At 68.5% G+C, this 26,412-nt stretch carries 28 protein-coding genes; 15 read left to right on the forward strand and 13 right to left on the reverse strand.

Annotation, left to right across the window (positions count from 1 at the left end):
* Positions 1-23: 23 nt before the first annotated feature.
* Together ACXR8F_RS04395 and ACXR8F_RS04400 are read right to left on the reverse strand one after the other, a co-directional pair.
* Complete coding sequence (locus tag ACXR8F_RS04395; protein WP_458798904.1) at positions 24-293, reverse strand: hypothetical protein; 270 nt, start codon at positions 291-293, stop codon at positions 24-26.
* Between the two features lie 392 nt (positions 294-685).
* Positions 686-1,756: a GmrSD restriction endonuclease domain-containing protein gene (locus tag ACXR8F_RS04400; RefSeq protein ID WP_458798905.1), complete on the reverse strand. Its 1,071-nt coding sequence runs from the start codon at positions 1,754-1,756 to the stop codon at positions 686-688.
* 940 nt (positions 1,757-2,696) lie between these two features.
* Between ACXR8F_RS04400 and ACXR8F_RS04405 the strand changes: the two genes are divergently transcribed.
* The 8 genes from ACXR8F_RS04405 to ACXR8F_RS04440 all read left to right on the forward strand — a co-directional run bounded on the left by ACXR8F_RS04405 (position 2,697) and on the right by ACXR8F_RS04440 (position 10,744).
* A complete protein-coding gene (locus tag ACXR8F_RS04405) occupies positions 2,697-3,611 on the forward strand; it encodes a hypothetical protein (protein ID WP_458798906.1) in 915 nt (304 codons plus the stop codon).
* A gap of 496 nt (positions 3,612-4,107) precedes the next feature.
* Complete coding sequence (locus ACXR8F_RS04410; RefSeq protein WP_458798907.1) at positions 4,108-4,668, forward strand: hypothetical protein; 561 nt, start codon at positions 4,108-4,110, stop codon at positions 4,666-4,668.
* Positions 4,669-4,824: 156 nt separating this feature from the next.
* Positions 4,825-5,535, forward strand: coding sequence for a uracil-DNA glycosylase (gene ung / locus ACXR8F_RS04415; protein ID WP_458798908.1), 711 nt, complete (start codon positions 4,825-4,827; stop codon positions 5,533-5,535).
* Positions 5,536-5,674: 139 nt separating this feature from the next.
* Positions 5,675-6,778, forward strand: coding sequence for a prenyltransferase/squalene oxidase repeat-containing protein (locus ACXR8F_RS04420; protein WP_458798909.1), 1,104 nt, complete (start codon positions 5,675-5,677; stop codon positions 6,776-6,778).
* A gap of 118 nt (positions 6,779-6,896) precedes the next feature.
* Positions 6,897-7,751, forward strand: coding sequence for an ABC transporter substrate-binding protein (locus ACXR8F_RS04425; RefSeq protein ID WP_458798910.1), 855 nt, complete (start codon positions 6,897-6,899; stop codon positions 7,749-7,751).
* Between the two features lie 10 nt (positions 7,752-7,761).
* The gene (locus tag ACXR8F_RS04430; protein ID WP_458798911.1) at positions 7,762-8,583 is read left to right on the forward strand and encodes an amino acid ABC transporter permease; all 822 of its coding nucleotides are present in this window, start codon (positions 7,762-7,764) and stop codon (positions 8,581-8,583) included.
* Positions 8,580-9,482 (forward strand): amino acid ABC transporter ATP-binding protein, encoded by a 903-nt coding sequence (locus tag ACXR8F_RS04435; RefSeq protein ID WP_458798912.1) that lies wholly within the window; start codon positions 8,580-8,582, stop codon positions 9,480-9,482. The genes ACXR8F_RS04430 and ACXR8F_RS04435 overlap by 4 nt, the downstream gene beginning before the upstream one ends.
* Positions 9,482-10,744 (forward strand): NAD(P)/FAD-dependent oxidoreductase, encoded by a 1,263-nt coding sequence (locus ACXR8F_RS04440; protein WP_458798913.1) that lies wholly within the window; start codon positions 9,482-9,484, stop codon positions 10,742-10,744. The genes ACXR8F_RS04435 and ACXR8F_RS04440 overlap by 1 nt, the downstream gene beginning before the upstream one ends.
* 30 nt (positions 10,745-10,774) lie before the next feature.
* On the opposite strand, the gene ACXR8F_RS04445 is transcribed toward ACXR8F_RS04440, so the two are convergent.
* A complete protein-coding gene (locus tag ACXR8F_RS04445) occupies positions 10,775-12,190 on the reverse strand; it encodes an NTP transferase domain-containing protein (RefSeq protein WP_458798914.1) in 1,416 nt (471 codons plus the stop codon).
* Between the two features lie 152 nt (positions 12,191-12,342).
* On the opposite strand from ACXR8F_RS04445, the gene ACXR8F_RS04450 reads away from it, so the two are divergent.
* Entirely contained in the window at positions 12,343-12,780 is a 438-nt protein-coding gene (locus tag ACXR8F_RS04450; RefSeq protein ID WP_458798915.1) for a cupin domain-containing protein, read from the forward strand.
* 45 nt (positions 12,781-12,825) lie between these two features.
* Here the strand turns inward: ACXR8F_RS04450 and ACXR8F_RS04455 are convergent, their stop codons facing one another.
* Entirely contained in the window at positions 12,826-13,671 is an 846-nt protein-coding gene (locus ACXR8F_RS04455) for a nuclease-related domain-containing protein (RefSeq protein ID WP_458798916.1), read from the reverse strand.
* Between the two features lie 108 nt (positions 13,672-13,779).
* Here ACXR8F_RS04455 and ACXR8F_RS04460 point away from each other — a divergent pair, with 108 nt between their 5' ends.
* The 3 genes from ACXR8F_RS04460 (at position 13,780) to ACXR8F_RS04470 (ending at position 15,565) form a co-directional block, all read left to right on the forward strand.
* On the forward strand, positions 13,780-14,154 hold the full coding sequence (locus tag ACXR8F_RS04460) for a PH domain-containing protein (protein ID WP_458798917.1): 375 nt from the start codon (positions 13,780-13,782) through the stop codon (positions 14,152-14,154).
* Positions 14,155-14,365: 211 nt separating this feature from the next.
* Positions 14,366-14,854 carry a MarR family winged helix-turn-helix transcriptional regulator gene (locus ACXR8F_RS04465; RefSeq protein ID WP_458798918.1) on the forward strand — a complete coding sequence of 163 codons (489 nt, stop codon included), beginning with the start codon at positions 14,366-14,368 and terminating at the stop codon, positions 14,852-14,854.
* Positions 14,855-14,905: 51 nt separating this feature from the next.
* Positions 14,906-15,565: a maleylpyruvate isomerase family mycothiol-dependent enzyme gene (locus ACXR8F_RS04470; RefSeq protein ID WP_458798919.1), complete on the forward strand. Its 660-nt coding sequence runs from the start codon at positions 14,906-14,908 to the stop codon at positions 15,563-15,565.
* Positions 15,566-15,567: 2 nt separating this feature from the next.
* Here the strand turns inward: ACXR8F_RS04470 and ACXR8F_RS04475 are convergent, their stop codons facing one another.
* Together ACXR8F_RS04475 and ACXR8F_RS04480 are read right to left on the reverse strand one after the other, a co-directional pair.
* Positions 15,568-16,599, reverse strand: coding sequence for a zinc-dependent alcohol dehydrogenase family protein (locus ACXR8F_RS04475; RefSeq protein ID WP_458798920.1), 1,032 nt, complete (start codon positions 16,597-16,599; stop codon positions 15,568-15,570).
* Positions 16,596-17,495, reverse strand: a complete 900-nt coding sequence (locus ACXR8F_RS04480; RefSeq protein ID WP_458798921.1) for an NAD-dependent epimerase/dehydratase family protein — start codon at positions 17,493-17,495, stop codon at positions 16,596-16,598. Before ACXR8F_RS04480 ends, ACXR8F_RS04475 begins: the two co-directional genes overlap by 4 nt.
* Positions 17,496-17,585: 90 nt before the next feature.
* On the opposite strand from ACXR8F_RS04480, the gene ACXR8F_RS04485 reads away from it, so the two are divergent.
* Positions 17,586-18,425 (forward strand): isocitrate lyase/PEP mutase family protein, encoded by an 840-nt coding sequence (locus ACXR8F_RS04485; RefSeq protein WP_458798922.1) that lies wholly within the window; start codon positions 17,586-17,588, stop codon positions 18,423-18,425.
* Positions 18,426-18,428: 3 nt separating this feature from the next.
* Here the strand turns inward: ACXR8F_RS04485 and ACXR8F_RS04490 are convergent, their stop codons facing one another.
* Both ACXR8F_RS04490 and ACXR8F_RS04495 read right to left on the reverse strand, forming a co-directional pair.
* Positions 18,429-18,791, reverse strand: coding sequence for a YciI family protein (locus ACXR8F_RS04490; RefSeq protein WP_045188767.1), 363 nt, complete (start codon positions 18,789-18,791; stop codon positions 18,429-18,431).
* Positions 18,792-18,910: 119 nt separating this feature from the next.
* Entirely contained in the window at positions 18,911-19,375 is a 465-nt protein-coding gene (locus tag ACXR8F_RS04495; protein ID WP_458798923.1) for an SRPBCC family protein, read from the reverse strand.
* A gap of 104 nt (positions 19,376-19,479) precedes the next feature.
* On the opposite strand from ACXR8F_RS04495, the gene ACXR8F_RS04500 reads away from it, so the two are divergent.
* Positions 19,480-19,839 carry a VOC family protein gene (locus tag ACXR8F_RS04500; RefSeq protein ID WP_458798924.1) on the forward strand — a complete coding sequence of 120 codons (360 nt, stop codon included), beginning with the start codon at positions 19,480-19,482 and terminating at the stop codon, positions 19,837-19,839.
* Positions 19,840-20,011: 172 nt separating this feature from the next.
* Positions 20,012-21,283 carry a threonine/serine exporter family protein gene (locus ACXR8F_RS04505; RefSeq protein ID WP_458798925.1) on the forward strand — a complete coding sequence of 424 codons (1,272 nt, stop codon included), beginning with the start codon at positions 20,012-20,014 and terminating at the stop codon, positions 21,281-21,283.
* Positions 21,284-21,429: 146 nt separating this feature from the next.
* On the opposite strand, the gene ACXR8F_RS04510 is transcribed toward ACXR8F_RS04505, so the two are convergent.
* The 5 genes from ACXR8F_RS04510 to ACXR8F_RS04530 all read right to left on the reverse strand — a co-directional run bounded on the left by ACXR8F_RS04510 (position 21,430) and on the right by ACXR8F_RS04530 (position 26,412).
* Positions 21,430-23,292 (reverse strand): ABC transporter substrate-binding protein, encoded by a 1,863-nt coding sequence (locus tag ACXR8F_RS04510; RefSeq protein WP_458798926.1) that lies wholly within the window; start codon positions 23,290-23,292, stop codon positions 21,430-21,432.
* Positions 23,293-23,417: 125 nt separating this feature from the next.
* Positions 23,418-23,828, reverse strand: coding sequence for a hypothetical protein (locus ACXR8F_RS04515; protein WP_045188770.1), 411 nt, complete (start codon positions 23,826-23,828; stop codon positions 23,418-23,420).
* A gap of 91 nt (positions 23,829-23,919) precedes the next feature.
* Positions 23,920-24,924 carry a serine hydrolase domain-containing protein gene (locus ACXR8F_RS04520; protein WP_458798927.1) on the reverse strand — a complete coding sequence of 335 codons (1,005 nt, stop codon included), beginning with the start codon at positions 24,922-24,924 and terminating at the stop codon, positions 23,920-23,922.
* Between the two features lie 31 nt (positions 24,925-24,955).
* The gene (locus ACXR8F_RS04525) at positions 24,956-25,690 is read right to left on the reverse strand and encodes a glutamine amidotransferase (RefSeq protein WP_458798928.1); all 735 of its coding nucleotides are present in this window, start codon (positions 25,688-25,690) and stop codon (positions 24,956-24,958) included.
* Entirely contained in the window at positions 25,687-26,412 is a 726-nt protein-coding gene (locus ACXR8F_RS04530) for an esterase family protein (protein WP_458798929.1), read from the reverse strand. Before ACXR8F_RS04530 ends, ACXR8F_RS04525 begins: the two co-directional genes overlap by 4 nt.

Genomic DNA, 26,412 nt, shown 5'->3' on the forward strand with positions numbered 1-26,412 from the left:
GGGAGATGCCAATCGAATGCACCTCAAGGAGTCCGATAGAAGTCGCGTTTCTGCGCACTGGCAGCAACAGCCAATAGGAAGTCCTTCCAATCGTCGTGCCAGTTCGCAATCAACTGCCGCATGTCGGCTTCCGAATATCGTCGTCCCACGTCTTCCGGCGTCAAGCGACCATGGGCGACTCCATTTCGCTCAGACACGACCGTGTCGATCACCGGCCATGTCCGATGCAGCAATGCGGCGGGGTGCGGGACTTCAAAAGTCCGGCACCATAGCTCGATCTGGCTTCTCTTCATGAATGAACCGTCGCTGGGGAAGCTGCTCGGGTCGAGCGTACAGTGTCGGCCCGCTGGCGCGGCAAGGTCCACCAAGGTCGGTAGGGCATTGACATGCAACTTTTTCTCCGAAACATCTCGGATGGACTTGGCTGCCCCCTCGAGAGCAAGAGCGCGAAGCCCTGGACGGAGCCTCCCATTACCGACGCGGCATCGAATTGCACCCTCGATGAGGGTGCGCGTAAGCGATGTGAGCAGGTTTTCGTATGCTGCAAAGAGAAGAACAACCGCTAGCCCTCGGGCCTCACGGGAGATTGGGCCCACACCGCCTCCGCCCGGGTGAGTTTCGTCCAGCAAGCGGTTCGCGACGGCGATGCGGTCACTAAGGGCATCCAGGTGCAACTGTACGGTGATCATTGTCCTGCCATGAAGCGATCCCGGGCAAACTCAATCCGGCCAGCAACACGCCGCCGGTCATTTGTTGCCCCCGTCGTCAGGCCACGAAATTCCTCCGATTCCACCCACGCGGTGGATAGTGGCATGGCGAGATCTCCTGTCTGATCTATCGCGAGGGCGGCACCTACGGACACTGCCTCGTAAACATTGACAGGAGTAGTCGACTGGCGCCCTCTGCGGAGACCGCGGGGAAAGACCTTAGCTAAGAAGTGGAATGTACGCTCGAATTCGGCACTGCGGACCGCAACATTGGGCGTCGAGGCCGCGTCTCGGCAGAAGCCGTTCAGAAAGTCTTTGACTGAATGGTCGAATTCCCGGTACCGCTCTCTAAAGGCGAAGAATCTCAGGACGAAATCTTGCGGCGTACCGTCTACCTGCCGACCCTGCGGTAGCGTGACGACGGTCCGGAACTGCGTAGTCTTCGCAAGATTTGTTAGCAGGTCAACGAATTCGCCCGCGTATACGGCTTCTCGCACCTCGTGGTCCGTGAGGCGCACGCCGCCTGTGTTGAGTCTCTCAAAGAGGTCGAACCGTACCTGTAGATCACTCTTGTCGTTGAGCACGATCACCTTGACGGGACGATCGATGAGGCCCTCACGTAGGTCGGCCGGAAGATCGGCTGCCAGGCATCCGTCGAGCCCTGCAAGGATCTCGAGGCCCTGCAGCCTTAATGGCTGGCCCTCAAGGCGTGCTACACGACGCGTCTGTTCGTTCCCCAAGAAGTTGGTGAGCGAGAGAAGCCGTTGGAGGCCATCTACCACTTCCCAAGAGGTGCCCTCGTCCTCCTCCACATTCGTGGCCATGAAGAGCGGCGGAACAGGGATGCCCAGAAGCAGAGACTCAATCAACCGCGATTGCCTCTCCGGACCCCACCGGAACTGACGCTGATAGGCCGGCGCTATCTCGATACGGCCTTTTGCGACACGTCGAACGAGTTCATCGACAGTGATGTCGTAGGAATCGAAGTCAACTCTGCGTCGCTGCTGCTGCAGTTCCGCACGTTGTTCAGCGGCGTCTAGACGGACCATGCCCGGGATCCTAGTGTTCATGGAACGCTGGTGGTGTTGCTCGGGCCGTTCGCACCCCCCCCCTCTCGAACTGAGCTGCCAAGCAGGCGGCCCAGCCCACACACTCTGCGGCTCGCAGGAGGACGGCTGGACAAGTGCGTCCTTGGACGCCACGACCACAATTCGCAGTACGGGCTGAGCGCGGGGGAAGCAGGGAACCATCGAAGTCCAGCCTCTCGTCCCATGAGCCGCGGACGTAGCCGCGAGACTTCGTCAGGCCTAAGCAAGCACGACTGGCAGGCGTGCCCTACCCGGCCGACAGCCATTCAATGCGGACAAGCCGTCAACCCGGCTCCCGTAGGACCGGTGGGCTCGGGGTGGGGCTGCCGCACGAGACCCGCTGTCACCGTATGACCGCTCCTTGTGCCAGCACCGCGGACGCTAGCCGCGACTTACCACACGTCACCGTGATCCCGGTTGCGCGATGCCCACTGCACTAGGCTGTCGACGGAAGGGCTCGGTTCATGGGCCGCGATATAGACAGGGGCGCGATGGAACCGCAGGCTTACACGATAATCGGGGCGGGAATTGGCGCCGCCGCCGCCCTCTGCGGACAAGTCATCTCCCAGACTGCCGCCCGGAAGCGCTTTATTCTCGAACTCTCACAACGCAAGCGAGAGGCGGAGATGCGCTTCCTAGAGCCAGTACGGGATCGCAGGATAGATGCACTAGAAAAGTGCCACGAACTATTGCAGGACACGCTCGAAAAGGGGTCCATCTCGGAAAGCGACTACATATCGAATAGACGCTTGTTTCTTTACCTAGACGATGGCTTGCGAGACCAGGTGGTCGCACTACTGCGTGAAGCAGTCAGTTCGGGACTTTCCGACGAGACCCAGACCAGAATCCGAACTTGCCAAGATGAAGTTAGGCAACAAGTCTCCAGGGCAGGGGGTATGTGATGACCATTTCGAGCAACAGCATCGGGCAAGGTTCTGGCACCCCAGATGACCTTCGAAGGGCATTGCGAGAGGCCGAACGGGAGCGTTCATCGTCCGCCGGGCGGAACGCCGTGATCCGGGACGAATATTCGCGTGCGAGCTTAAACATGTGGCCAGCGCTCATACCGCGCGAGTCCATCGACCCGGGCGCGCTAGTTAAGGCAGTACAGACCGAGTTTGGCGCACAACTAAATACCAGCGAACTCTTTAAAGGCGTACCGCCTGATGTCCGCAGCTCAATAGACCTGTCATCACTCATCAAGCACACCTTAAGTGACGACGACTCTGTCTTATACTTTCAAGGTGGCCACCTCAGTATCCCTGACACGTCACGGATAACCCCCATCTCGTCGCTGGCTGTCAGCGAACAGACCATCAGCGCGTCAGTGAACGGCAGTTCCGACGAGTCCGAGTATTTGTGTAAGCGCCTTGCAGTGCTGGTGTCGGCTTCCGCAGGCGTTGCTCGAGTTTGGCGCGATTTTGAGCCCCATGTCGAGTTGATCGCCTATATGACCTCCACTGTGGTCGATCTCGGCTTCCCTCTCGACAAACTTTTTCGGCCAGGTTTCACCAGCTTCCTTGCCGGACTCAAGCAGCCAGCGGGTTTGGCGGAGAAGATGGGTGGCGTGACAAGGTCAAGTGCATCCGGGTCGAGTGAGTATGCCACGGCTATCGGGGCTCGCCGACTAGAGATTGACGTGCGCGTTACCGAAAAGACGTCAGGACGGCAGTCGACAGCGAAGATCGAATTGTTAACCCATACAGTGTCTGATTTAGGGGGCGGCCGGGTAAAGGTATTGACGGAACTGAGTTCAGCAGATCATTACACGTTCATTCGAGATCTGATCACGGCAATTGAGTCCGAGACAGCTTGACTCTTGTTCGGCTCTTGCAGCTGAGGCGCCGACAAGCACGGTCGGCACATGTTCATTGTCCAAGTTCAGTCGTCGCGACCCCGTTGGCTTGAAAGTCCTTCCATGTTGGCGTGACCGTCTGGCCTACGGCCCGCGCTACCACGTCGACTACGCCTTCATCCCCGAGACTTGGCGCGACCGCTTGCGATCTGTTGAGGTCGGGGGCTTTCGTCGATTGGGTCGGCACCGACCTAAGTGACCATGTGCCACTCGTTTTCGACCTCGATATTCCGGCGACTCATCAACTGTGAGTGCGTCACGATGGCGCGGGCTTGGGAACGGGTATCGCCCTGCAGTCGATCTCTGACCCAAGTATCCCTAGGGCCCGCGTCACTTCGCCGCGTCACGACCTACCCGCTGGGGTCCGGATCAAGGAACGGCTGCCAGCATTTCATCGTCGAGGGAGGAGCCCGTTTGATGTAGCCGGAGACGCCATGGGCTGAACTACTGTGACGTCATGGCAATAGGCGCGGAAGCCGTTGTTGACGATCGAGACTCCTCCGCCGTCCCCTGGGCCGACCTGACGTTGAAGGAGGTGTTGCGTCTACAAGGTCTCGTCGTTGCTGAACTTCGGGATCGGGAGGTGATCCGCACCCGCAATGTTGTTGGCGAGATGGCCGAGACCATCGTCGCTCGTGCGTATGGCGGCGAGCTAGGTCATCCTTCGCAGGCGGGTTGGGACGTGCGCGCCGGGAAGCGGAAGTTGCAGGTCAAGTGTCGCGTCGTCGAGGAAGGCGAGAAGCGTGCCAAGCAGTTCACCCCGTTCGCCGTCGACGAAGACGAGGCCGACACGGCTGATGCTTTCGTCTTCGCCATCTTTGATAGCGCGTCCTACGAGGTGGTCTGGGCGCGAGAAGTGCCTCGCGACGATGTCGTCGCCATGTCCCACACAGTGCCGAGAAGCCACAAGCGCCGGGTGAACGTCCGTCAGATTGAGTCGTGCGCGAGAGGTATCGACGTCACCGAGTCTTTGCGCGGGGCCTTCGCGGAAATCGACACACCTCGCGCTCGGCAATAGTCCCTCACCAGTTCGGCGGGACGTGCGTCACTTCGCCGCCTGTCGCCCTGCCGTCGGGGTGACATCTTGCACTCGGGCGCTCATCGCCACCTCACGCGGAGGAGCATGGGGAGAGACCCCATTCCGCCAAGGAGGGTTCAGCCCAAGGAGGCACTCATGACCACCCGGTCGGACGCGTCCAAGCTCCCCAAGGACTGGGCCACCGCGCTGGCCAAACGCGGGCTCGACCAAGAGGCTCTTGACGCGCTCGTGGCTGACACCTATGAGCAGACTCCTGTGGCCGTCTACCCAGCGCGCTCCAACGTGTTCCGAGCGTTCCACCTGACCAGATTGAAGGACGTTCGAGTAGTGATCCTGGGGCAGGACCCGTACCCGCGCCCCGGGCAGGCCAACGGACTCGCCTTCTCCGTCCCGGAGGAGGCGTCGATCCCCCGATCGCTCAGGACCATCTATGCGAATCTTCAGACCGACCTAGCGATTCAGATCGAGCGACCACTTCACGGCGACCTGTCCACGTGGGCAAAGAACGGCGTGCTCCTCCTCAACACGGCGCTCACAGTCGAGGACGGCCACCCCGGGTCACACGCTCGGCGATGGGAGCATTTCACCGATCTCGTTCTGCAGGTCCTTAACGAGGATTGCGAGCATGTCGCGTTTCTCTTGTGGGGATCAAAAGCCATCCGCAAAGCAACGTCGATCCCGATCGACGAGCCACCGCACACGGTGATTCGATCCGCCCATCCAGCTGTCTGGGGCAAAACCAGAGAGCGGCGGTTCATCGATTGTCACCCGTTCACCGAGGCAAATGACTTCCTGCGAAAACACAAACTCGAGCCCGTCGCTTGGGACCTACCAACCGCGAAATGACAGGGACCGGCAGGCCACCGGCCCCGTCTCCGCAGTCGCGTCTATCCGCCGCAGATGGGTTGGTTCGAGTGAATGGCCAGATGAGCAGGGCTGCCTTCGATCGGCAGGTGGGTGCCCGTCTCCCGACTAACGTTTGAAGATGGAGCGAAGCGAACCTAGGGGGCGCGACCGACCGCAGACCGTCCCGCTGACCAAGGACGACCCCGTTGTGCGGTGGCTGCTACAGGGCGATTCTGCGATCCGCTGGCAGGTGCTGCGCGATCTGGTCGATGCCCCGGAGGCCGAGGTCGTTGCTGAGCGGGCTCGGGTAGAGCACGAGGGCTGGGGCGCTCGGCTGCTGGCGCTGCGCGCTCCTGATGGGCTGTGGGCCAACGGCGCCTGCTTCCCAGACACCGCCGCCTTCGCCGAGGAGACTGCGCGGGCCCTGGCCGCCGGTGAACCGCCGCCGCCGTTCCCGGCCGCCAGTGAGGATCCCAAAGAGGCCCCGACCGACGGGTCGGAGACGGAGACGGGCCAGCCGTGGACCGCGACCTACCAGGTCCTGCTGGACCTGTGCCATCTGGGAGTCGCCCCGGACAGTGCGGTGATGCAGGAGACCGCCCGCCTGGTCGCCCGCAACTGTCGCTGGGAGTGCGACGGGCTCCCGTTCTTCGCCGGCGAGGAGGACTGCTGCATCAACGCCGGCACGATCCTCATCGGCACCTACCTGGGCGTCGACGTCGACACCGTGGTGCAGCGGCTTCTGGCGGATCAGATGCCTGATGGCGGCTGGAACTGCTGGGCGCAAAGGCGACCGGCGCCGTCCTCCTTCGCAAGCACCCTGGCCGTCATCGACGCTCTGCTGCGGTGGGAGCGCCGTACCGGTGGATCCGACGAGGTCCGTCTGGCTCGCCGGAACGGAGAGGAGTACCTGCTCCGGCGCCACCTCTTCCGGTCGCTGCGCACCGGCGAGGTGGTGAACCCCGAGTGGATGCTGTTCTCGTTTCCCCCACGCTGGCGCTACGACGTGCTCAAGGCGACGGAGTACTTCGCCCTGCGTGGTGGCAGGGCGGACCCGCGACTGGCCGAGGCTGTCGAGCACGTCCGCGCGCAGCGGCGACCCGATGGCCGTTGGCTGCTCGAGAACACCCACGCCGGCGCGGTCCACTTCCGGTTCGAGGAGCCCGACGGGACGCCGAGCAGGTGGAACACCTTGAGGGCACTGCGGGTGCTGCGCTGGTACGACACGTCCGCCGCAAGCTAGGCGGGACAGGCGTCGTGAGTCGGTACGTCCAGTTATCGGACCGTGCCGTCGTGGTCGTACCGGGACCGGGCCCCGCTGGGTAGTGTCGCCGCTACCGACAAACCTTGGAGGAACACTCATGTCGCAGGTCAGGTCCCGCCTTCTCGGCTTCGCGGCGGTCGTCTCCGCCACCTCTCTCGCCCTCGCCGCCTGCGGCTCGAGCTCCGACTCCGGGGGCAGCACCGGCAGCAACCCCTCCGGCGGTCCGCAGCTCGTCAGCTCGGACGCCCTCACGGTGTGCACCCACCTGTCGTACAAGCCGTTCGAGTTCAAGGACGCCTCGGGCAACGTCGTCGGCTTCGACATGGACCTGGCGCAGAACGCTGCGAAGCAGCTGGGCCAGTCCAAGGTCACCATCGTCGACATCGACTTCGCCTCGCAGACCTCTGGCGCCGTGTTCGCCGCGAAGAAGTGCGACATGGCGATGGGCGCGGTCACCATCAACGACAAGCGCAAGCAGTCGGTGGCGTTCTCGACGCCCTACTTCAGCGCGACGCAGGCTCTGCTGGCCAAGAAGTCCGCGGGCATCACCGACCTGTCGTCCCTCAAGGGCAAGAAGCTCGGCGTCCAGACCGACACGACCGGTCAGGCGTACGGCGACAAGAACAAGGACGCCAACGGCTACGAGACCGTCGTCTTCGACGACCTGCCCACCGAGATCGCCGGCGTGCAGTCCGGTCGGGTCGACGCGGCGATCAACGACAACGGTCCGCTGCTCGACTTCGCCAAGACCAACCCGGACTTCGCGGTGGTCAAGGAGTTCGACACCGGCGAGCAGTACGGCTTCCTCTTCCAGAAGGACAACCCCAACGCCGCCAAGATCAAGGACGCCTTCAACGCGGCGCTGAAGAAGTCCATCGAGGACGGGTCCTACAAGGCGAGCTACAAGAAGTGGTTCGGTTCCGACCCGGCCGTCATGCCGACCGTCCCGTGAGGTCGTTGCCGTGACGTCTCCTGCAGCGGCGGGGCGAGTGCGCAGGCTCTCGCCCCGCAAGCGGGCCCAGCGCATCCGGTGGGTCCAGTACGGCGTCCTCGTGGCCGCCGTCGTCATTCTCGTGTCGGTCGCGGACCTGCCCCAGATCCAGAAGGTCTTCTTCCGGGGTGACCTGATCGTCGACACCCTGACGCAAGGGCTTGGCCGGGCCCTGCTCAACACGGCCGTGTACGCGTTGGGCGCGTTCGTCCTCGGCCTCGTGCTGGGCACGATCCTCGCTCTCATGCGTCTGTCGTCCGTCGGTCCCTACCGCTGGATTGCGACGGTCTACATCGAGTTCTTCCGGGGCCTGCCGGCGATCATCGTGCTCCTGGCCTTCGGGTTGCTCCCGCTCGCCTTCCCCGGACTCGAGATCCCCTTCGGCATCTACGGAACGGTGTGGAGCGCGCTCGGCATCGTCGCGGCCGCCTACATGGCCGAGACGATCCGCGCCGGCATCCAGGCCGTGCCGAAGGGGCAGGTCGAGGCGGCCAGGTCACTCGGTATGCCGGCTGGTGCCGCGACGCGGAAGATCGTTCTCCCGCAGGCGTTCCGGATCGTCACCCCGCCGCTGACGAACGAGCTCATCCTCGTCGTCAAGGACAGCTCGCTCGCGTACATCATCGGGCTGTCCTCGACGTCGTTCGACCTGACCAAATACGGCCGAGACCTCGCCAACACGAACGCGAACCTCACGCCGCTCGTCATCGCGGGCCTCTGCTACCTCCTCATCACGCTGCCGCTCACGTTCGCGGTCCGGCGGATGGAAGCCAAGTCTGCGAGGGCCCGATGACGACCCACCCGTCCCCCACGCGTACGTCCTCGGCGCCCGGCGACGCGGTCGTCGAGATCACGGACCTACGCAAGTCCTTCGGGTCGGTCGAGGTGCTGACGAACATCACGACCTCGATCAGCCAGGGCGAGGTGGTCTGCGTCATCGGGCCCTCGGGCTCCGGCAAGTCCACCTTGCTGCGCTGCATCAACCTGCTCGAGCAACCCAGCGGCGGCAGGATCCGCGTCGAAGGCATCGACGTCACCGACCCCGACTGCGACATCGACCGAGTGCGCAGCCGGATGGGGATGGTCTTCCAGCAGTTCAACCTGTTCTCACACCTGACCGTCCTCGACAACTGCACCGTCGCGCAGCAGGTCGTCCACAAGCGCGACAAGGCCCAGGCCGAGCAGATCGCCCGCGCCAACCTGGAGAAGGTGGGCCTGGCGGAACGGGCCGACGCCTTCCCCGCACAGCTCTCCGGCGGCCAGCAGCAGCGGGTCGCGATCGCCCGCGCGCTGTCGATGGAGCCGGACCTCATGCTCTTCGACGAGCCGACCTCGGCCCTCGACCCCGAGCTCGTCGGCGACGTGCTGGCGGTGATGCGACGGCTCGCGTCCGAGGGCATGACGATGATCGTGGTGACGCACGAGATGGCGTTCGCGCGAGAGGTCGCCGACCGCGTCATCTTCATGGACGGCGGCGTCATCGTCGAGGAGGGGCACCCCGACCGCGTCATCGGCGACCCGCAGCACCATCGCACCCGCACCTTCCTCAAGCGGGTGCTCGACCCGACGCACGTCGACCCGGATGCCGATGTTGAACCCGGCGACGACCGGCGCGCCCAGATCAAGGAGGCAGAGCTCAGCGCGCGGGCCGAGCCCCGCGTGTCGAGCGACCTGCGGGACCAGCGCTTCTGATGCCGGCCGGTGAGGTCGCCGTCGTCGGCGGCGGGCTGATCGGGCTGTTCAGCGCCCACGAGCTCGTCGAGCGAGGGTATGCCGTCACGGTCGTCGAAGCCGGAGGCGGGCTCGGCGGGGGTGCGGCTCGCGTCAACGGAGGCTGGGTCTGCCCCGCGCGCAGCGACCCGCTCCCGTCGTGGGGTGTCGTTCGCGACGGCATACGCTCGCTCGTCTCGCCCGGGAAAGGCAGCTTCCTGCTGAGCGCGCGAGCGCTCCCGCGGGTGGCGGGCTACCTCGCGCGGTTCCTGGCCAGCTCGGGCGGACATACGTTCAAGCGGTCCTGGGACGATCTCGACCTGCTCAACCGTCGCACGGCCACGCTCGTCGACGAGATGGTCGCGGCTCGGGTCATCGACGACCTGCAGGACGAGGGGTTCCTCATGCTGCACCCGACCCGCGAGGAGGCGGAGGCGTCCCGGGCATCCCTCCTCTCCGTCTCGCGACGCGGCCTCTGCCCGCCGCCCGAGCCGATCCTGGAACGGCGGGCGCTGCTGAGCCTCGAACCGGGTCTCGGTGACGCAGCCCAGTTCGGTTTCGTCCATCGCGGCGACCGGTGGCTGGACCCGTCACGGCTGGTGGACCGACTCGGCTCGTCCTTGAGGTCACGAGGCGTACGCGTCCTCGAGGACACGCCGGTCCTGGCGGTGCGCCAGCGAGGCACGCGCGTCGAGCTCGCCACGCGCTCCGGCACCGTCGAGACCGGCCACGCCGTCATTGCCGCCGGCGCCTGGTCCGAGCAGCTGCTGCGGCCACTGGGCATCCACGGCTACGTGACCCCGGGCAAGGGCTACAGCTTCACCATCCACCCCGAGCACCCACCGACTCACGTGCTGCGGCTCGGCGACACCCACGTCGGCGTGACGCCCATGGGAGGCCGCACGCGGGTGCTCGGCATGGTCGAGCTCGACGGGACGCCAGAGGGGCTGCGCGCCGGACGCATCGACGTCATGAAGCGCAAGGCGGCGCCCTACCTGACCGGCGTCGACTGGGACGCCAGCACCGACGAGCAGGTCGGGCCGCGTCCAATGACGCCCGACGGCAAGCCGCTCATCGGCTGTGCACCGGGCGCGGACCGCGTCGTCGTGGCGACCGGGCACAACATGCTCGGGCTCAGCCTCGCGGCTCCCACCGCGACGCTGGTGGCTGATCTCGTCGAACGAGGTTCCGCCGCAAGCGTTCCCGCCTTCGACCCGATGCGCTTCACGCGCCGACGCCGCTAGGCCCAAGAGTGGTGCCTACTGGCTAACCGGTCATTCGGACGGGACGGGCGCCTCAGACGTCGGTTCGGTGACGCCGCCGCTGCTGCCGGTCAAGGACGGGCGCCGCAGGAAGGCCACCCGTAGGGCGAGGGAGATCGCGGACGTCGCGGTGACCGCCGCCAGAGCCACCAGAGGGCTGCCGAAGAGTGCGCCGATGGCTACGAGGAACAGCCGACCGTCCCGGCCACCCAACAGCAGACCGAGCGCCCGTTCGGGGGCCGGCGGCAGTCCCAGTGCTGCGGCGCGGTCCTTCGTCGCCATGGACAGCAGGGCCCCGGCCGTCGCCGCCACAGTGAGCGCCAGCACGACTCGGGGGTCGTGCGCCTCCACGGCCCACAGACCCAGACCAGCCAGGATCGCGGCGTCGCCCACGCGGTCGAGCACGCCGTCGAGCAGCGCTCCCTGAGGCCTGCCCCGCAGCTGGAGTCGGGCGACCTCTCCGTCGACGCCGTCCGCGACGGAGCTTGCGTGCACCAGGAGCGCGCCTGCGACGCCTTGTCCCGTGGCCAGTAGCACCGCGCCCGCCAGGCCGAGCAGGAAAGCGACCACCGACACGACGTCAGGGTCAGGACGCCACCTGGCCAGCAGCATCGACAGCCGGGTCGACACGGGACGGTTGAGCCAGCGGCTGACGGGCCCATCCGCATCCTTGCCGAGCGAGCCGCGCAGAGCGGCCGCCGCTGCCCGTGCGTCCTCGGGAGTGTCCACGTCCTGCCACCAGCAGCCGTCGGGCAGCGCAGCCACCTGCAGCGGCGACTCCTGGGCGAGCCGGGTCACAGCCCCTGCCAAGGTGTCGTCGCCCTCGAGCGCGACCTCTGCCCGGCAGCGGAAGATGTCGGGGGGCAGCAGGAACGCGCCGCAGTCGATGCCGGGCTCGTCGAGGGCCTTGCCGAACGCGACCACGGCCCCGTCCACCACCCGAACCCTGGTTCCCTCCTCCCAGGCGGCAGGTCCCGGAGAGGGGTCGACGAGCACGGCCGGCGCGCCCGCCTCCAACAACCGGTCGACGGCTCCGTCGCCGAAGACATGGTCGGCGGTGAGCAGCACGAAGAGCTTCTCCCCGGCGACCAGGTCCTCGACGGCCTCCAGCGACGCGCCGTTCCCGTCCTGCCACCGCTCCGCGTACGCGGTCCGGACCCGGCCGGGTGCCAAGCCGTCGACGAGTGCCGCGACCGGCCCGGCACTGTGGCCCACGACCACCACGACGGACTCGATGCCGGCGGCGAGCAGGGTCTTCACCGCTCGCTCGACCAGGGTCAAGCCACCCAGCCGCAGCAGCGCCTTCGACCCACCGCCGGTCAGGGCGCTGATCCGCTCGGACCGGCCGGCAGCCAGCACCACACCGACTCGCGGCAGCCGCGACGGGCGCGAGATGAGCTCCCCGGCCCCAGCCACCGTCACCTCCATATAGGTTCACTGTCCACTGTGAGCGACTCATCGTCCGTCCCCTCTGACCGTAGCCGATCTGCTGGGCGGTCCGCCGATGATGGACGAACCCGCCGCGGACGGCTCACGCCGGGCCATTGTGGTCGGGCCCGCGACGGCGACAGACTGGCGACATGAGCCTCGACGCCTTCCTGTCGACGCCTGACGACGCGGAGACACTCGACGTCTTCTCGAACGCGTTCAGCATTGCCGTCCCGGCGCACCGAACCGGGGGTGCGGTCTCGGCCGTTCAGGGCACGTTCCAGGCGGGAGGGTTCGCGCCGCTGCCACACGTGCATCGAGACGAGGACGAGCTCTTCTATGTGGTGGATGGGGCCTTCGACTTCCGCCTGGGGTCGGAGCTGCGTCGCGGACCTGCGGGGTCGTTCGTCTTCGTTCCGCGCGGAATCTTGCACGGCTTCACCGCCGCGGGCGAGGGGCCGAGTCGACTCGTCTTCTTCCACCTGCCCGGCATCGACGGGTTCTTCCGGGAGCTCGCCCTCCTGACGGAACCGGACCCGTCGGAGCTGCGCGAGGTGATGAACCGGTGGGGCATGGACGTGCCCGGCTGATCCGGTGCAATTCGGCTGCCCGGTCGGCTTCCGCGGCTCGCCCGTTCAGGCAGCGGGAAGAGCGCGGGCCAGCATTCGGTGCGTTTCTGCAATGACATCGGCGGCCAGAGGGCCTTCGACCTCCAGCTGCGGATAGAGCCTTCTGGGCCAGAGTGCCTGCACGCCTCGCGTGGTGAACGCGCCGCCGATCAGCGGCCAGTCCGCCTCGACGAAGCAGAGCACACCGCGCACGGGCACCTCGACGTCGAGGAGGCCGCGCACGACATCCACCTGCTTGAGCACTCCGTCGACGAGTTTCGTGCAGTCGCGCGAACCGACGAGCAGCCGCTCCTCGCGAGGTCGGAGTAAGCCGCCTTCGACCTTGACGCGAGGGCGGCCCCGGTACTTCTTGGCGTCGATGACGTAGACGCCGCTGGCGGTCACGGCGATGTGGTCGATGTTCGCCCTGCTCTTCGGGATCCGGCGATCGTGAAGCAGCCGAACTGTGTCTGATGCCAGCTGGTCGAGGCCTTTGCCGAGTCGCTCTTCTCCCGCCGCGCCGACATCCCAGGCAGTCGTCGACTGCCGCTCGTCGGAAAGCGCGAGGATGAGGCCGCCGAGCTTCGGGTGCCTGCCCCGTATGCGTGCTTCGCGCTTTGCCTTGCGCCGCTCGAACTCGCGCCGCGCCGAGGCTCCCGCAGTGCCGCTCTCAACCTCGTCGACGTCAAGTGGCTCAAGAGCCGCTGCGGTCGGTGCCGGTGTCGGACTGCCCTCATCATGGGCGACACATCTGACGGTCTTGCTCGTACGCTCGTAGACCGCCTGGGCTTTGGCCGGAAGGTCCGCTCCACAGACTCGACATACTCCCGCGTAGCGCAGGCGCATGAGCTTCTCGTCGACTTCCCCCTCCACGGGCACACCGTAGGGTGAATGCCCTTCGCGAACATGAAAAACGGCGGACTCGACTTACGCCGCAGTGGGCCAAGAATGTCGGATGAACCGGAGGGTTAGGGTTCGCGCATGATCGACTTCCAGAACGCCAGCTACGTGAAACTCAGCCAGGTCGACTACGGACAGGTCGCTGGCCAGATCGACCCCCTGCTCGTCGAGGGTGAGCAAGCATTCGTGGCTTACAAGGGCATGCGCGACTACGTCGTCTTCACCAGCAAGCGCATCATCGCCGTGAACGTTCAGGGAATCACGGGGAAGAAGAAGGACTTCACGTCTCTCCCAATCACGAAGATCCAGGCCTTCTCCGTCGAGACCGCAGGCACCTTCGACCTGGATGCCGAGCTGGAGCTCTGGTTCTCAGGTCTCGGGAAAGTCAGGTTCGAGTTCAGCGGCAGGACTGATGTCGCCTACCTGAACAAGCTCGTCGCTCACCACGTCCTGTGAAGACCCGCTCATTCGCCTCGTGGTTGCCCTCAGGACGGAACACTCCTGGTGCTGCCGGCTCAGGCATCCTGACGAGAGGGTCCTCGAAGGCGGCGGGCTGCGGCTGCTGAAGCCCGGGCTCGCGTCGCCCGACGACAGGAGTCGGGCGACGAGAGGCCAGTAGGGTTGTGCTGACTACTTCCCGATGTTGGCGGTCGCTAGGGGCGGGCACATGGATGCGTCACGGCCGCAGGCCGACGAGCAGGACAGCGAGGACCTTCCCATCGGGGTCCTGCTGTTCATCGCCGCCCGGGCGATGGAGAGCGCGAACATGGAAGGGCTCGCCCGCGCCGGCTTCACCGACATGACGCTCGCCCAGGCACGCATCGCAGCGCGAGTTGAGCCCGGCGGGTCGCGGGTCTCCCAGCTCGCCGAGGCAGCCCAGGTGACCAAGCAGACGGCCGCCTTCCTGGTCGAGCAGCTGGAACGCGCGGGCTACGTGGAACGAGTCCCCGACCCCACCGACCGCCGAGCCTCGCTGGTCAAGATCGCCGCGCGAGGCCACGCCGCGAGAGAGGCGGTCCTGCCGGCCCTCGCCGAGGCGGAGGCGCAATGGCTGGCGCACATCGGGCCCGAGCGGATGGCGCAGCTGCGCGAGACGCTGACGCTGTTGCGTGAGGTCACCGACCCCTATCTGGACGGGCGAAACCCTCGACAATAGACAGATTATCTGTCTAATCTGGAGTGAGGCGCTCGACTCCGGAGGAGCATCATGACCACCACGGCGCGCATGAGCATGGACGAGAGCTGGCAGGTGGTCGCCGAGCAACGGCTGGCCCTCGCGGACCTGCTGGCTGGGTTGTCGGAAGCGGACTGGGAGAAGCCGTCATTGTGTGCCGGCTGGCGGGTGCGTGACGTCGCGGCCCACGTGACCCTGATCCCCATCGCACCCTCGCCGAGCAGCCTGCTGGTCGACTTCGTGAAGGCTCGCGGCAACTACCCCCGCTTCAACACCATGGCCAGCCGACGACGCGCGACGCGCACGCCCGAACAGCTCGTGCACGACCTGCGCAGCACCGCCGGGTCGCGCACGGTGCCCCGCCCCGCCAGCCCCGCCAACGTGATGTGGGACCTCCTGGTGCACGCCCAGGACATCGCGATCCCGTTGCACATCGACGTCCCCACGCCACCGCGCGCCGGTGCCGCGGCGGCTACCCGGATCTGGGAGCTCCGCTGGCCGTTTGCCTTCGGGGCCAGGCGCCGGCTCGAGTCGTTCACGCTGACGGCAACCGACGCCGACTGGACGATCGGCACCGGCCCCGAGATCGCGGGCCCGATCTCGGCGATCCTGCTGCTCCTGACCGGCCGCACCGAGGCGGCCACGCCCCTGCTCACCGGCGCGGGCCTGCGCACGCTCACGACCTCGAGCTGAGGTCAGACGCGGACGACGGTCATCCCGGTCGATGCAGGCTGGTCCATGGTCGCGAGCGCGACTCCGGCTTCGTCGAGGCCGATGACCTGTCCGACGAGCTCGGCGGGTCGGAGGGCGCCCTCCTCGATGAGCCTGAGCATCGCCGGGTAGTCGCGGGCGGGCATGCCGTGGGAGCCGTAGACCTCGAGCTCCTGGGCGATGACGAGGTCCATCGGCAGCGGCGGCGTCGACGCAGCGCCGAGCAGCAGCCCGGCCTGGACGTGCCGGCCACGGCGGCGCAGGCTGCGCACCGAGGCAACTGCAGTGGCCGGAGAACCGAAGGCGTCGATCGAGACGTGCGCGCCACCTCCGGTGACCTCACGCACCAGCGCCGCCGCGTCGTCAGTCCCGGCGTCAACGACGCCAGCAGCTCCCAGCGACGAAGCCCGTTCCAGCGCAGCCAGATTCACATCGACAGCGATCACCCTCGCACCGAGCGCCACGCCGATCATCACCGCTGACAGCCCGACCCCGCCGCACCCGTGCACCGCGAGCCACTCACCAGAACCAAGCCGTCCGTGCGTCGTCAGCGCGCGGAACGCCGTCGCGAACCGGCAGCCCAGCGACGCCGCCGTCACGAAGTCGACCGAGTCGGGCAGCCGCACGAGGTTCGTGTCGGCGCCGTGGATCGCGACGAGCTCGGCGAACGACCCCGGGCCCGTGAAGCCCGGCTGCGTCTGGTCGGGACACACCTGCGCCTCACCGGCGAGACACCACGAGCAGCGCCCGCACCCGCAGACGAACGGCACCGTCACCCGGTCGCCGACCGCCCAGTCACGCACACCAGACCCGACCGTCGCCACGACACCGGCCAGCTCGTGACCCGGCGTGTGGGGCAACGCCACGGGGTCGTGCCCCTTCCACGCGTGCCAGTCGGAACGGCATACGCCCGTGGCCTTGACCGCGACGACGACGCCGCCATCCGGGCACGCGGGCGGCGGCACCTCCCGCACCACCGGCATACGCCCGTAGTCGTCGTAGACGACCGCCTTCACGACGCGCGCGGGTCGTCGAGCACGTCGCGCCACGAGTGCTGCGGCGAGTAGCCGAGCAGGTCGCGCGCCTTGTCGATGGAGTAGAACGTCTCGTTGCGCCCCATCGTCCGCCGCTGCTCGACCCCGTCGTAGAAGCGCTCGCGCACCTCGTCGGTCGTCGCCGCCACGGACATGTCGGCGTTGGCGACGTTGAAGACCTCGTAGCCGAGCCCGTCGACCTCGAGGCACCGCTGCACCATGAGGCCGAGATCGCGAGCGTCGATGTAGGCGAAGAGGTTTCGCCGCCGCAGTGTCGGGTCCTCGAGGAACGGCGGGAACATCTCGGCGTACTCGTGCGGCTCGATGACGTTGTTGATGCGCAGCCCGTAGATGTCGACGCCGGTGCGGGCCTGGAACGAGCGCGCTGTCACCTCGTTCGCGACCTTCGACATTGCGTACGAGTCCTCCGGCACCGTCGGGTGCTCCTCGTCCACCGGCACGTAGAGCGGCCTGCGCTCACCCTGCGCGAAGCACACGCCGTACGTCGTCTCGGACGACGCGAAGATCACCTTCCGGATGCCGAGCCGCGTCGCCGCCTCGAGCACGTTGTAGGTGCTGAGCACGTTCGTCGCGTACGTCTTCGCGTCCGACGTGAGCAGGATCCGCGGGACTGCGGCGAAGTGCACGACGGCGTCGTATGCCGGCTTGGTCGCAAGCTCCAGCTCGTCGAAGCGCGCCAGTCCCGCGAGCGCCGAGTACGTCTCGCCGACGTCGGTGAGGTCGACGGCGAGGTCGTCGACGGCGGGGTGGCCCAGCGGGACGAGGTCGGCGTTGGTGACCTGGTGGCCCTGCTCGGCGAGGAACGGCGCGACGTGCCTGCCGGCCTTGCCGCTGCCACCGGTGAAGAAGATGCGCATGTCCCGATCCAACCACCGACTAGCCGAGACACCCGATCGTCCGGCTCGCGCGGCATGCTGGGTGAGACAGGACCGACGAAGGAGGCACGCGTGGCTGACCACGAGACCCGGGAGCAGGACGAGAGTCCCGTGACCGACAAAGCCAGCGCCCTCCTCGGCCTGCACTCCGGCCCGGGCTTCGTGCTGCCCAACGCCTGGGACGCCGGCTCGGCGCGCATCCTCGAGCAGGTCGGCTTCCCCGCCATCGCGACGACCAGCGCCGGGATCGCTTGGGCGAGCGGGGTGCCCGACGGCGGGCCCATGACCCGCGACGCGATGCTCGACCACGTATGCCGCATCGTCGCCGCCGTCGACGTGCCCGTGACCGCCGACCTCGAGGCCGGCTACGGCGCCACCCCCGAGGACGTCGGTCGCACGATCGAGCTCGCCGTCCAAGCCGGAGCCGTCGGCGCCAACCTCGAGGACATCACCGGCGGGCGCCTCTTCGACGTCGAGGAGGCCGTCGACCGCATCGCTGCCGCACGGGCCGCTGCACCGAAGGGCAGCTTCGTCGTCAACGCCCGCACCGACACGTACTTCGCGGGCGTCGAGGGCGACGTGTTCGCCCAGACGGTCGGGCGCACGACGCGCTACCTCGACGCCGGGGCCGACTGCGTCTTCGTCCCCGGTGTCGTCGACGCCGACACGATCCGCCGGCTCGCCGAGGCCATCCCCGGCCCGCTCAACATCGTCGCCGGCCTCGCCAACACCATCGACGCCCGCACGCTCTTCTCCCTCGGTGTCGTGCGGGTCAGCCTCGGCGGCAGCCTCGCCCGCGCCGCCCTGAGCATGCTCGAGCGCGCCGGCCGAGAGCTCCTCGACACCGGCACGCTCGGCTTCCTCGACGGGGCGATCGGCTACGCCGACCTCCAGCAGCGCTTCCGGAGGTAGCCGTCAGGCAAGACCACCGAACGGGCGCACCTCGACCTTGCCGCGGCACGCCTTCGAGCCCTCGGCCGCGAGACGCTCGGCCGTGTCGCGGTCCGGCGCGTCGATGACCCAGAAGCCGCCGATGACCTCCTTGGCCTCCAGGTAGGGGCCGTCGGTGACGACGGGCTGCTCGCCCTGGCCGTCGACCACGGTCGACTGCCTCACCGGCTCGAGACCACCGGCGAACACCCAGTAGCCGTCGGCCTTGAGCTTGTCGTTGAAGGCGCCCGTGTCGGCGAACGCCTGCTCCATGTCCTCCTTCGAGCCGTAGTTGCCGAACTCGTTCATCTCGGCAGGGCCGTGCACGGCGAGCAGGTAGTGCGTCATCCCAGTTCTCCTCTGTCTCGGGCGGTCCGGTCGACCGTCCTTCACCCCCACGTCGAACGACGGCCGGCCGCTTCGACAGGGGTCTCAGGACTTTTCGCACCGATCCTGTCGGAGCGCGGTCAGCTGGTCGACCGGAAAGACGCCTCGAGCGCGTCGAGCACGGCTGTGCGCTCGCGGCGGGCGATGAGGCCCAGCACGGGGGTCGCGAGGTGGTACGCGCCGTGCGTGCGCAGCGACACGTGGTGGCGCACGAGCGTCGCGCCGTCACCGGCATCCTCGAGCGTGTATGCCGGCCAGCCCTCCATGTTGAGCCGCCCGGACTTCGTGCGGTCCCACCAGTGGTACGTCAGGGTGCGCGGCGCGTCGAGCTCGGCGATCTCGCCGGGCGTCGGGCCGAAGAGGGTGTGGTCGACGTAGGTCGTGCCCACCGCCGGGGTGCCGGTCGACGTCTGCTCTGAGCGCCGGCGGATGCTGCCCTTGCTGGGCATCCACTGGTTGTACGCCTCGATGTCGACCAGCCGCGCGAACACCTCGGCCGGGGGCGCAGCGACGCGTCGCTCGAGCATGAAGTCGACGGCACCCATGGACCGAGAGTAGGGGCGCACGCTGGGAGTCCGCTCGGCAACGGCGGGAGAGGTCCTGCCACTTCAGGACGCCGATCGTCCGGGTGGGCGCCTACCGTCGGTACATGGCCATCGCCCGATACCCCAGCTTCGTCCTCGACTGCCCCGACGCCGGGGCGCTCGCCACCTTCTACGGCACCATGCTCGACTGGACCATCAAGACGTCCGACGACTGGGCCGAGATCCGCGACACCGAGACCGGCAACTGCATCTGCTTCCAGCAGGTCTCGGACTTCACGACGCCCCAGTGGCCCGGCCAGCAGGTGCCGCAGCAGATGCACCTCGACGTCATGGTCGACGACCTCGACGCCGCCGAGAAGGAGGTCGTGGCCCTCGGCGCGACGAAGCACGAGCACCAGCCCGGCCAGTCGTTCCGCGTCTTCCTCGACCCCGCCGGTCACCCCTTCTGCCTCTGCGTCGACTGACCCAGCACGCAACTCACCCGCGGCCCGCCCCCCACCCCTTTCTCCTGCAATCGAGAGAACGCTCCGTCACCCATGCGAGGTGACGGAGCGTTCTCTCGATCGGAGCGCCGCAGCGAGGGGAGGGCGCGGGACCGAGTGGACCGTCCTCCGGGGCGCGTCGTCCGCTGACATGATGACGACCATGCAGGAGGACGCGGACGGGCAGACCGAGACCCGCGCCCTGCTGGCCGAGCTCGGCACGGCCATGATCGCCACCGGCCAGCCGGTCCAGGAGATCGAGGAGGAGCTCGCCGAGGTGAGCACCCGCCTCGGCTACCCCGAGGTCCAGACGGCCGTCGGACCCACGGGTCTCATGGTCACGCTCACGCCCGGCGGCCCGAGCACCTACCGCTCGGCTGCGGCCGGGCTGCGCCTGCACCAGTCCGCCAGCGTCCGCCTCATCCGCCACCAGCTCGTCGTGGGTGAGCTGACGATCGCCGCCGCCCGTGACGAGCTCGCCGCCACGACAGGGCGCCCCGTCCAGCAGCCCGCGTGGCTCGTGGCCCTCGCCTGGCCCGTGCTGGCCGTCGGCATCGCGCTCATCCTCCAGCCGGGCTGGGCCAACGTCGCCGCGGCGGCCGTCGGGGCGCTCGTCGTCCTCGCGCTCGTCCAGCTCGCCGAGCGCTACGAAGTGGTCAAGGCGCTGCTCCCGACCCTCGCCGCGTTCGCCGTGTCGCTGCTCGTCTTCGGCGCCGCCGATGCCGGGCTGCTCGCGGGACCGCTGCGCACCGTGCTGCCGCCGCTCGCCGTCCTGCTCCCCGGAGCCCTCGTCGTCAACGGCATGTCCGAGCTCGCGGCCGGGCACATGCAGGCGGGGTCGGCCCGGCTGAGCTACGGGCTGGCGCAGCTCGGCCTCTTCGCGCTCGGCCTGCTCATGGCCACCGCGCTGCTCCGGGTGCCCACCTCGACCCTCGTCAACCAGCGCGTCGACGACATCGGCTGGGCCGGCGCCCCGGTCGGGCTCGTGCTCATCGGCGCGAGCATCTGCCTCATGGAAGGCGTCCCGCTGCGCATGCAGGGCTGGGTCCTGCTCGTCCTCAGCCTCGCCTTCGGTGCGCAGCTCGCCGGGCAGCAGCTCGGCACGATCGCCCTCGGGGGCTTCCTCGGCGCCATCGCGGCCAGCCTCGGGGCGAGCATCGTCGAGCTGCGCCGCCCGCAGCTGCCGCGCCTCGTCCTCTTCCTGCCCGCGTTCTGGCTGCTCGTTCCCGGCAGCCTGGGCCTCGTCGGGGTCACCGAGCTGGCCGCCGGTCGCGAGTCGGCCACCGACGTCGCCCTCGGCCTGCTCGGCGTGGCCATCGCCATCTCGCTCGGCCTGCTCGTCGGCTCGTCGATCGGCCGAGCCCTGCGCGGCCGGCTCGCCGCATCGCCCGCACCGACGCCGCCGCCGACGGCACCTGCCACCTGACCGCGGCCCGCGCTCGGCAGATCCCCTGAACGAGAGAACGCTCCGTCACCCCATTTGCGGGTGCCGGAGCGTTCTCTCGATCGGAGCCACGCGCGTGACTCAGCGTTCTCTCGATCGGAGAGGAGAGGGGAGAATGCCGGCGCCGGTCAGCGGATGCGGGCGAGGTCGACGGTCCAGACCGGGTTGCCGGGCACGGCCGCGACCCGGTCGCCACTCGCGAAGCGCGTGGACGGCTGGAGAAGGGGGACGAACGGCCCCCGGTTGTTCATCGCCTGCTGCCAGGCGGCATACGCGATCTGACGGTCGTCACCGATCGAGTCGCGCGCCTTCTGGGTGAGCGAGTCGACGAGCGGGTCGAGGCCCGGCACGAAGCCGGCGCGCGAGCCGACCAGGCCACCCGGCCCGAAGGCGAGGTAGTTCTCCGGGTCGGGGTAGTCGGGGCTCCACGCCCACAGGCTGAGGCCCGTGAGGCCGGCGCGGTAGGCGGCGAGCGCCTTCTGGGCCGGCTGCGGGTCGAGTCGGACCTTGATGCCGACCTCGCCGAGCTGCTTGGCGACGGCGGCGGCGATGGTGCCGGCGGGCAGCCCCTGGATGGGCACGTCGGCGGCATACGTGAGGGGGATCGGCTGGCCCTTGTAGCCCGAGCTGCGCAGGGCTGCCCGCGCAGCGGTGAGGTCGTGGGCCGGCACGACCGGCAGGGTCACGACCGGGGTGGGGCGGCCGTCGGCGCCGGTGGTCGTGCCGTCGCTCGGGGTCGTGGGAGAGGCGGTGGCGCCGGTCGGGGCGCCGGCCGAGGACGAGGTCGTCGTGGGCGCGGGGGTGCCGGACGGACCGCTGGGGCCCGACGTGCCCGTGCCCGTGCCCGACCCGCCCGACCCGCTCGACCCGCTCGACCCGTTCCCGCCCGTCGAGGCAGGCAGGTCGTCCAGGGCGCCGACGATGCCGGCCGGGATGAGGCCGGGAGCGGACGCGGCGCCGGGGACGGCCTGTGCGAGCGCGTCACGGTCGACGCCGCGGCGGATCGCCTCGGCGAACCGCGGGTTGGCCGTCCACGCGTTGACGGCCGCCTTCTGGTCGAGCGCGAGGTAGGTGAGCGTGCTCGACCGCATCGAGGTCACCGTGACCGCCGATGCCGGCGGACGCGCCGTGGCACCGTCGGCCTGCGTCGGCGACAGGTCGAGCACGAGGTCCGCCCTGCCGGTGCGGACGGCGTCGAGCTGCTGTGCGGGCGCGAGGTTGCGCACGACGACCGTGGTGAAGGCGGGCGCGGTGCCGCGCCACATCGGGTTCGCGGCGAGGCGCACTTCGGAGGTGCCGCGCACGCTCTCGATGACGTAGGGACCCGAACCGGCCGAGTGCTGCGAGAGGTAGCCGCTGGCCTCGTCGCCGGGCCCGATCGTGCCGCCGTGCGACCTGACCGCGGCGGCGTTGAGGATGCCGAAGGCCGGGTTGGCGAGGATCGCCGGCAGGGCGAAGTTGGAGCCGGGCGAGGTGAGCGTGAAGGTGCGCTCGTCGACCTTGGTGACGCCGACGGTGCCGAGCATCGCTGCGGTGGGTCCGCCGAGCCCCTTGGCCCGCTCGATCGTGAAGACCACGTCGTCGGTGGTGACGGGTGTGCCGTCGGAGAAGACGAGGTCCTTGCGCAGCCGCATCGTCAGCCACTTGCCCTCGGGCGAGATGGTGTACTCGGCCATGCCGGGGACGACCTTGGTCGGGTCGTCGGCGTCGAGGGTCGTCAGCGTCTCGTAGAGCGCGTGCGTGAGCATCGCTCCGGTGCGGTCGAACTGGCGCGTCGGGTCCAGTGTCGTGTGGTCGAAGACGGCACCGACCACGAGCTGCTTCTGCTGGGTGGTCGGCGTGGCCGGTGGGGTCGACACCGTGGACGTCGCCGCCGGGGTGCCGCCGGCCGTCGAGGAGGACTGCGCCGTGCTCGTCGTGCAGCCCGCCGCCGCCAGCGTGAGCACGCCGACGGCCGCCACGAGGGCGGGGCGGGCAGGACGACGACGCATGGGCTTCCTTCGAGGACGCCCGGGACGGTGCCGGACGGGACTGCAGGGGCGCAACGACAGGGGCAGACACTGATGGCAGGTGGCGCCGCGGCAACCCGGTGCACCCCTGCCAGTGCCACCAGAGTCTAGCCGCCGCTCGCGGTGGCCCCGGCCTGCGAGGCGCTCGGCGCCAGCACGAGGTAGGCCTGTGCGAGAAGCACCACACCGATGGCGACCCACTTGCCGACGGGCAGCTCGACGCCGTAGCGCCAGCGGTCGACGAGCACGAGCCCGACCTGGAGCATGACGACCCAGCCCATCGTGACGAGGGCCAGCTCGGCATACCGGAGCGACGACGCGTACACCCAGAAGAGGACGAGGAAGGCGCCCGCGCCGAGCACGAGGGCGCGCACGCTGCCGTTCTCGGCCCACTCCTTGGCGAGGACCGCGCCCACGAGGTCGAGGCCGGCGAGGCAGACCATCGCGATCGTCGCCACCACGGGGACCGGCCAGGCGTCGGGCGCCTTGATGAGTGGGAAGACGTCGGTGACGCTCATGGGTGGGCCCGTCCTTCGGAGCAGGGCCCGCCCCCGCGAACAGGCCTCTCCCTCAGAGGGCGCCGCGGCGCCCGGTGATACGGGCCTGCCGTCAGGCTTCGAGGCGCTCGCCCAGGTGCCGGACGAGCGGCCGTATGCCGTTGCTGGTGTTCGCGACGACGGTCCACGTGAGCGACCGGCTGGGCACGTGCGCCGTGCGTGCCGAGACGCCGGCGTCGTAGCCGTTCATGACGACGCCGTCGCCGGCGGGCGCGAGCCAGAGGCCGAAACCGTAGCGGCGCCCGTCCCCGGGGTCGACGCTGCGCGGCCGCAGCATCTCGGCGACCCAGCGCTCGTCGACGACCCGTCCGCCGACGAAGGCGTCCCACAGCGCGTGGAGGTCGCCGACGGTCGTGTGCACGCCGCCGTCACCGCTGCCACGCACGGGCAGGTGCAGCACGTTAGTGCGCAGGCCGTGGTCGTCGAGGTAGCCGCGGGCGACGCTCGCCGGCAGCTCGTCGGAACGGAGGTATGCCGTGTGCTCGAGTCCCGCCGGCACGCAGACCCGCTCGGCCAGCACGTCGTGGAACGGCCGCCCGGTCACGCGTTCGACGACCAGGGCCAGCACGACGTAGCCGCCGTTGCAGTACGAGAACCGCTCTCCGGCAGCGAACTTCGTCGGGTGACCGCGCAGCGACGGCACGTAGTCGTCGGTCGTCACGAACTCGTGGACGGGCCTTGTCATGACGTAGTCGGACGGGCCGAAGTCCAGGTCCTCGTCGAGGTAGTCGCCGATGCCGGAGCGGTGCGCGAGGAGGTGCTCGACGGTGACATCGGGCGCGATGTCGGGCAGCTCGTCGCCGAGCAGGTCGCGCACCCGGGCGCCGAGGCCGACGCGGCCGTCGGCCACGAGGCTGACGACGGTCATGGCGGTGAGGCTCTTCGCGATGCTGGCGACGCCGAACTGCGTGTCGAGCGTGTTCGGCACCTCGAAGGCCCGCTCGGCGAGACCGTGCGCCGAGGCGTGCTCGATCACGCCGTCGCGGTCGACGCGGACCACTCCGGAGAAGCCGTGCTCCTCGACGAGCCGCCCGACCATGGCCGTGAGGTCCTCCACCGGCCCAACGTAGCCCCGGCGCCTCCTGGGGTCAGGCGAACTCGGCGACGAACCTCCTCAGCACGTCGTGCGCCGGCGACACGTCGGCCGCCCTCACCGACTCGATGATCGCGTCCTGCTCGTCGGGCCGGAAGTAGCCGAGGTGCGCGTAGGCGCGGATGCGCTCGACGAACGTCTCGAGCTCGAGCTCGGGATGGAACTGGGTCACCCACGCGCACGGGCCCACCCGGTAGGCCTGCACGGGGCATGGGTCGCTCGTGGCCACGACGACGGCACCCGGCGGGGGCTCGGTCGCAGCCTCCTTGTGCCCGACGAAGGCGGTGAAGGTGTCGGGCAGCGCGCGGAAGATCGGGTCGTCGGCTGCGGCGGCGGTCAGGCGTACGGTCGTGGAGCCCACGGGCTCGCCGTACGTGCGGTCCACGACCCCGCCGAGGGCGAGGCTCGTCGCGCCGATGCCGTAGCAGAGCCCGAGGTAGGGCACCTCCCGCTCGACGAGCTCGCCGATGAGCACGGTCAGCTCCTCCTCGACGCGGCGCTCGGCCGGCGACTTGGAGTCGCGCGGCTCGCTGACGGTGAACGGGCTGCCCCCGAGCACCACCCCGGCGTATGCCGTCACGTCGAGGGGGAGGAACGCGCCCTGCTCGATGCGCAGGTGCACGACGTCGTCGTCGCCCAGGCCGGTGAGGCGCAGGAACGCCTCGCGCTCCTGCTCGGCCAGGGCGTCGTCGACGCGGGAGGTGAGCAGCAGGAAGGGCCGGCGGCTCACGGCAGCAGGTCGTCGAGATACGTCGGCAGCATCTCCCACCAGGTCGGCCAGTCGTGGTCGTAGGCCGGGCCCCAGTCGTCGACGCGGTTGGGGATGCCCTTGGCGCCGAGCACCTCTGCGACCGCCCACGCCTCGCCCGGGTCCTCCCACCGGCCGCTGCCCGACGCGAGGATGACCATGCGGTGGCGCAGCGCGTCGAGATCCGGGCCGTCGAGGTCGGGCAGGAAGTGCAGCGGCGAGCTGAAGTAGAGGTCCTCGGTGAAGCGGCCACCGATGAACTTGTCGACGGCGTACGTGCCGCTCATGCAGACGGCCGAGTCGACAAGGTGCGGGTAGCGGCAGGTGATGGCCAGCGCGTTGAAGGCACCGATCGAGGCCCCCGCGACGACGACAGGCAGGTTGCCGCCCACGTCGGAGTGGATCGCGGGGATGACCTCGGAGGCCACGGCGTCGTGGAAGGCGTTGAAGAGAGCCATCCGGTACTCCGTCGACCCGACCCGCTCGGCCATCGCCTTGCCAGCGACGCTGTCGCACGAGTAGACCTTGGCGCGGCCGGCGTCGATGAGCGGCATGAGGTGGGCGATCATCTTGTGCCGCTCGACCTCCTCGGCGTCACCGCCCGCGGTGGGGAAGAGCAGCACGGGCATCCCGTAGGTGCCCCACCGGGCCACGGTGATGTCCTGGCCGAGACGGTCGGAGTGCCACCGGTCGGTCACCTTCAT

The organism is Terrabacter sp. AAH1 (assembly GCF_054456855.1).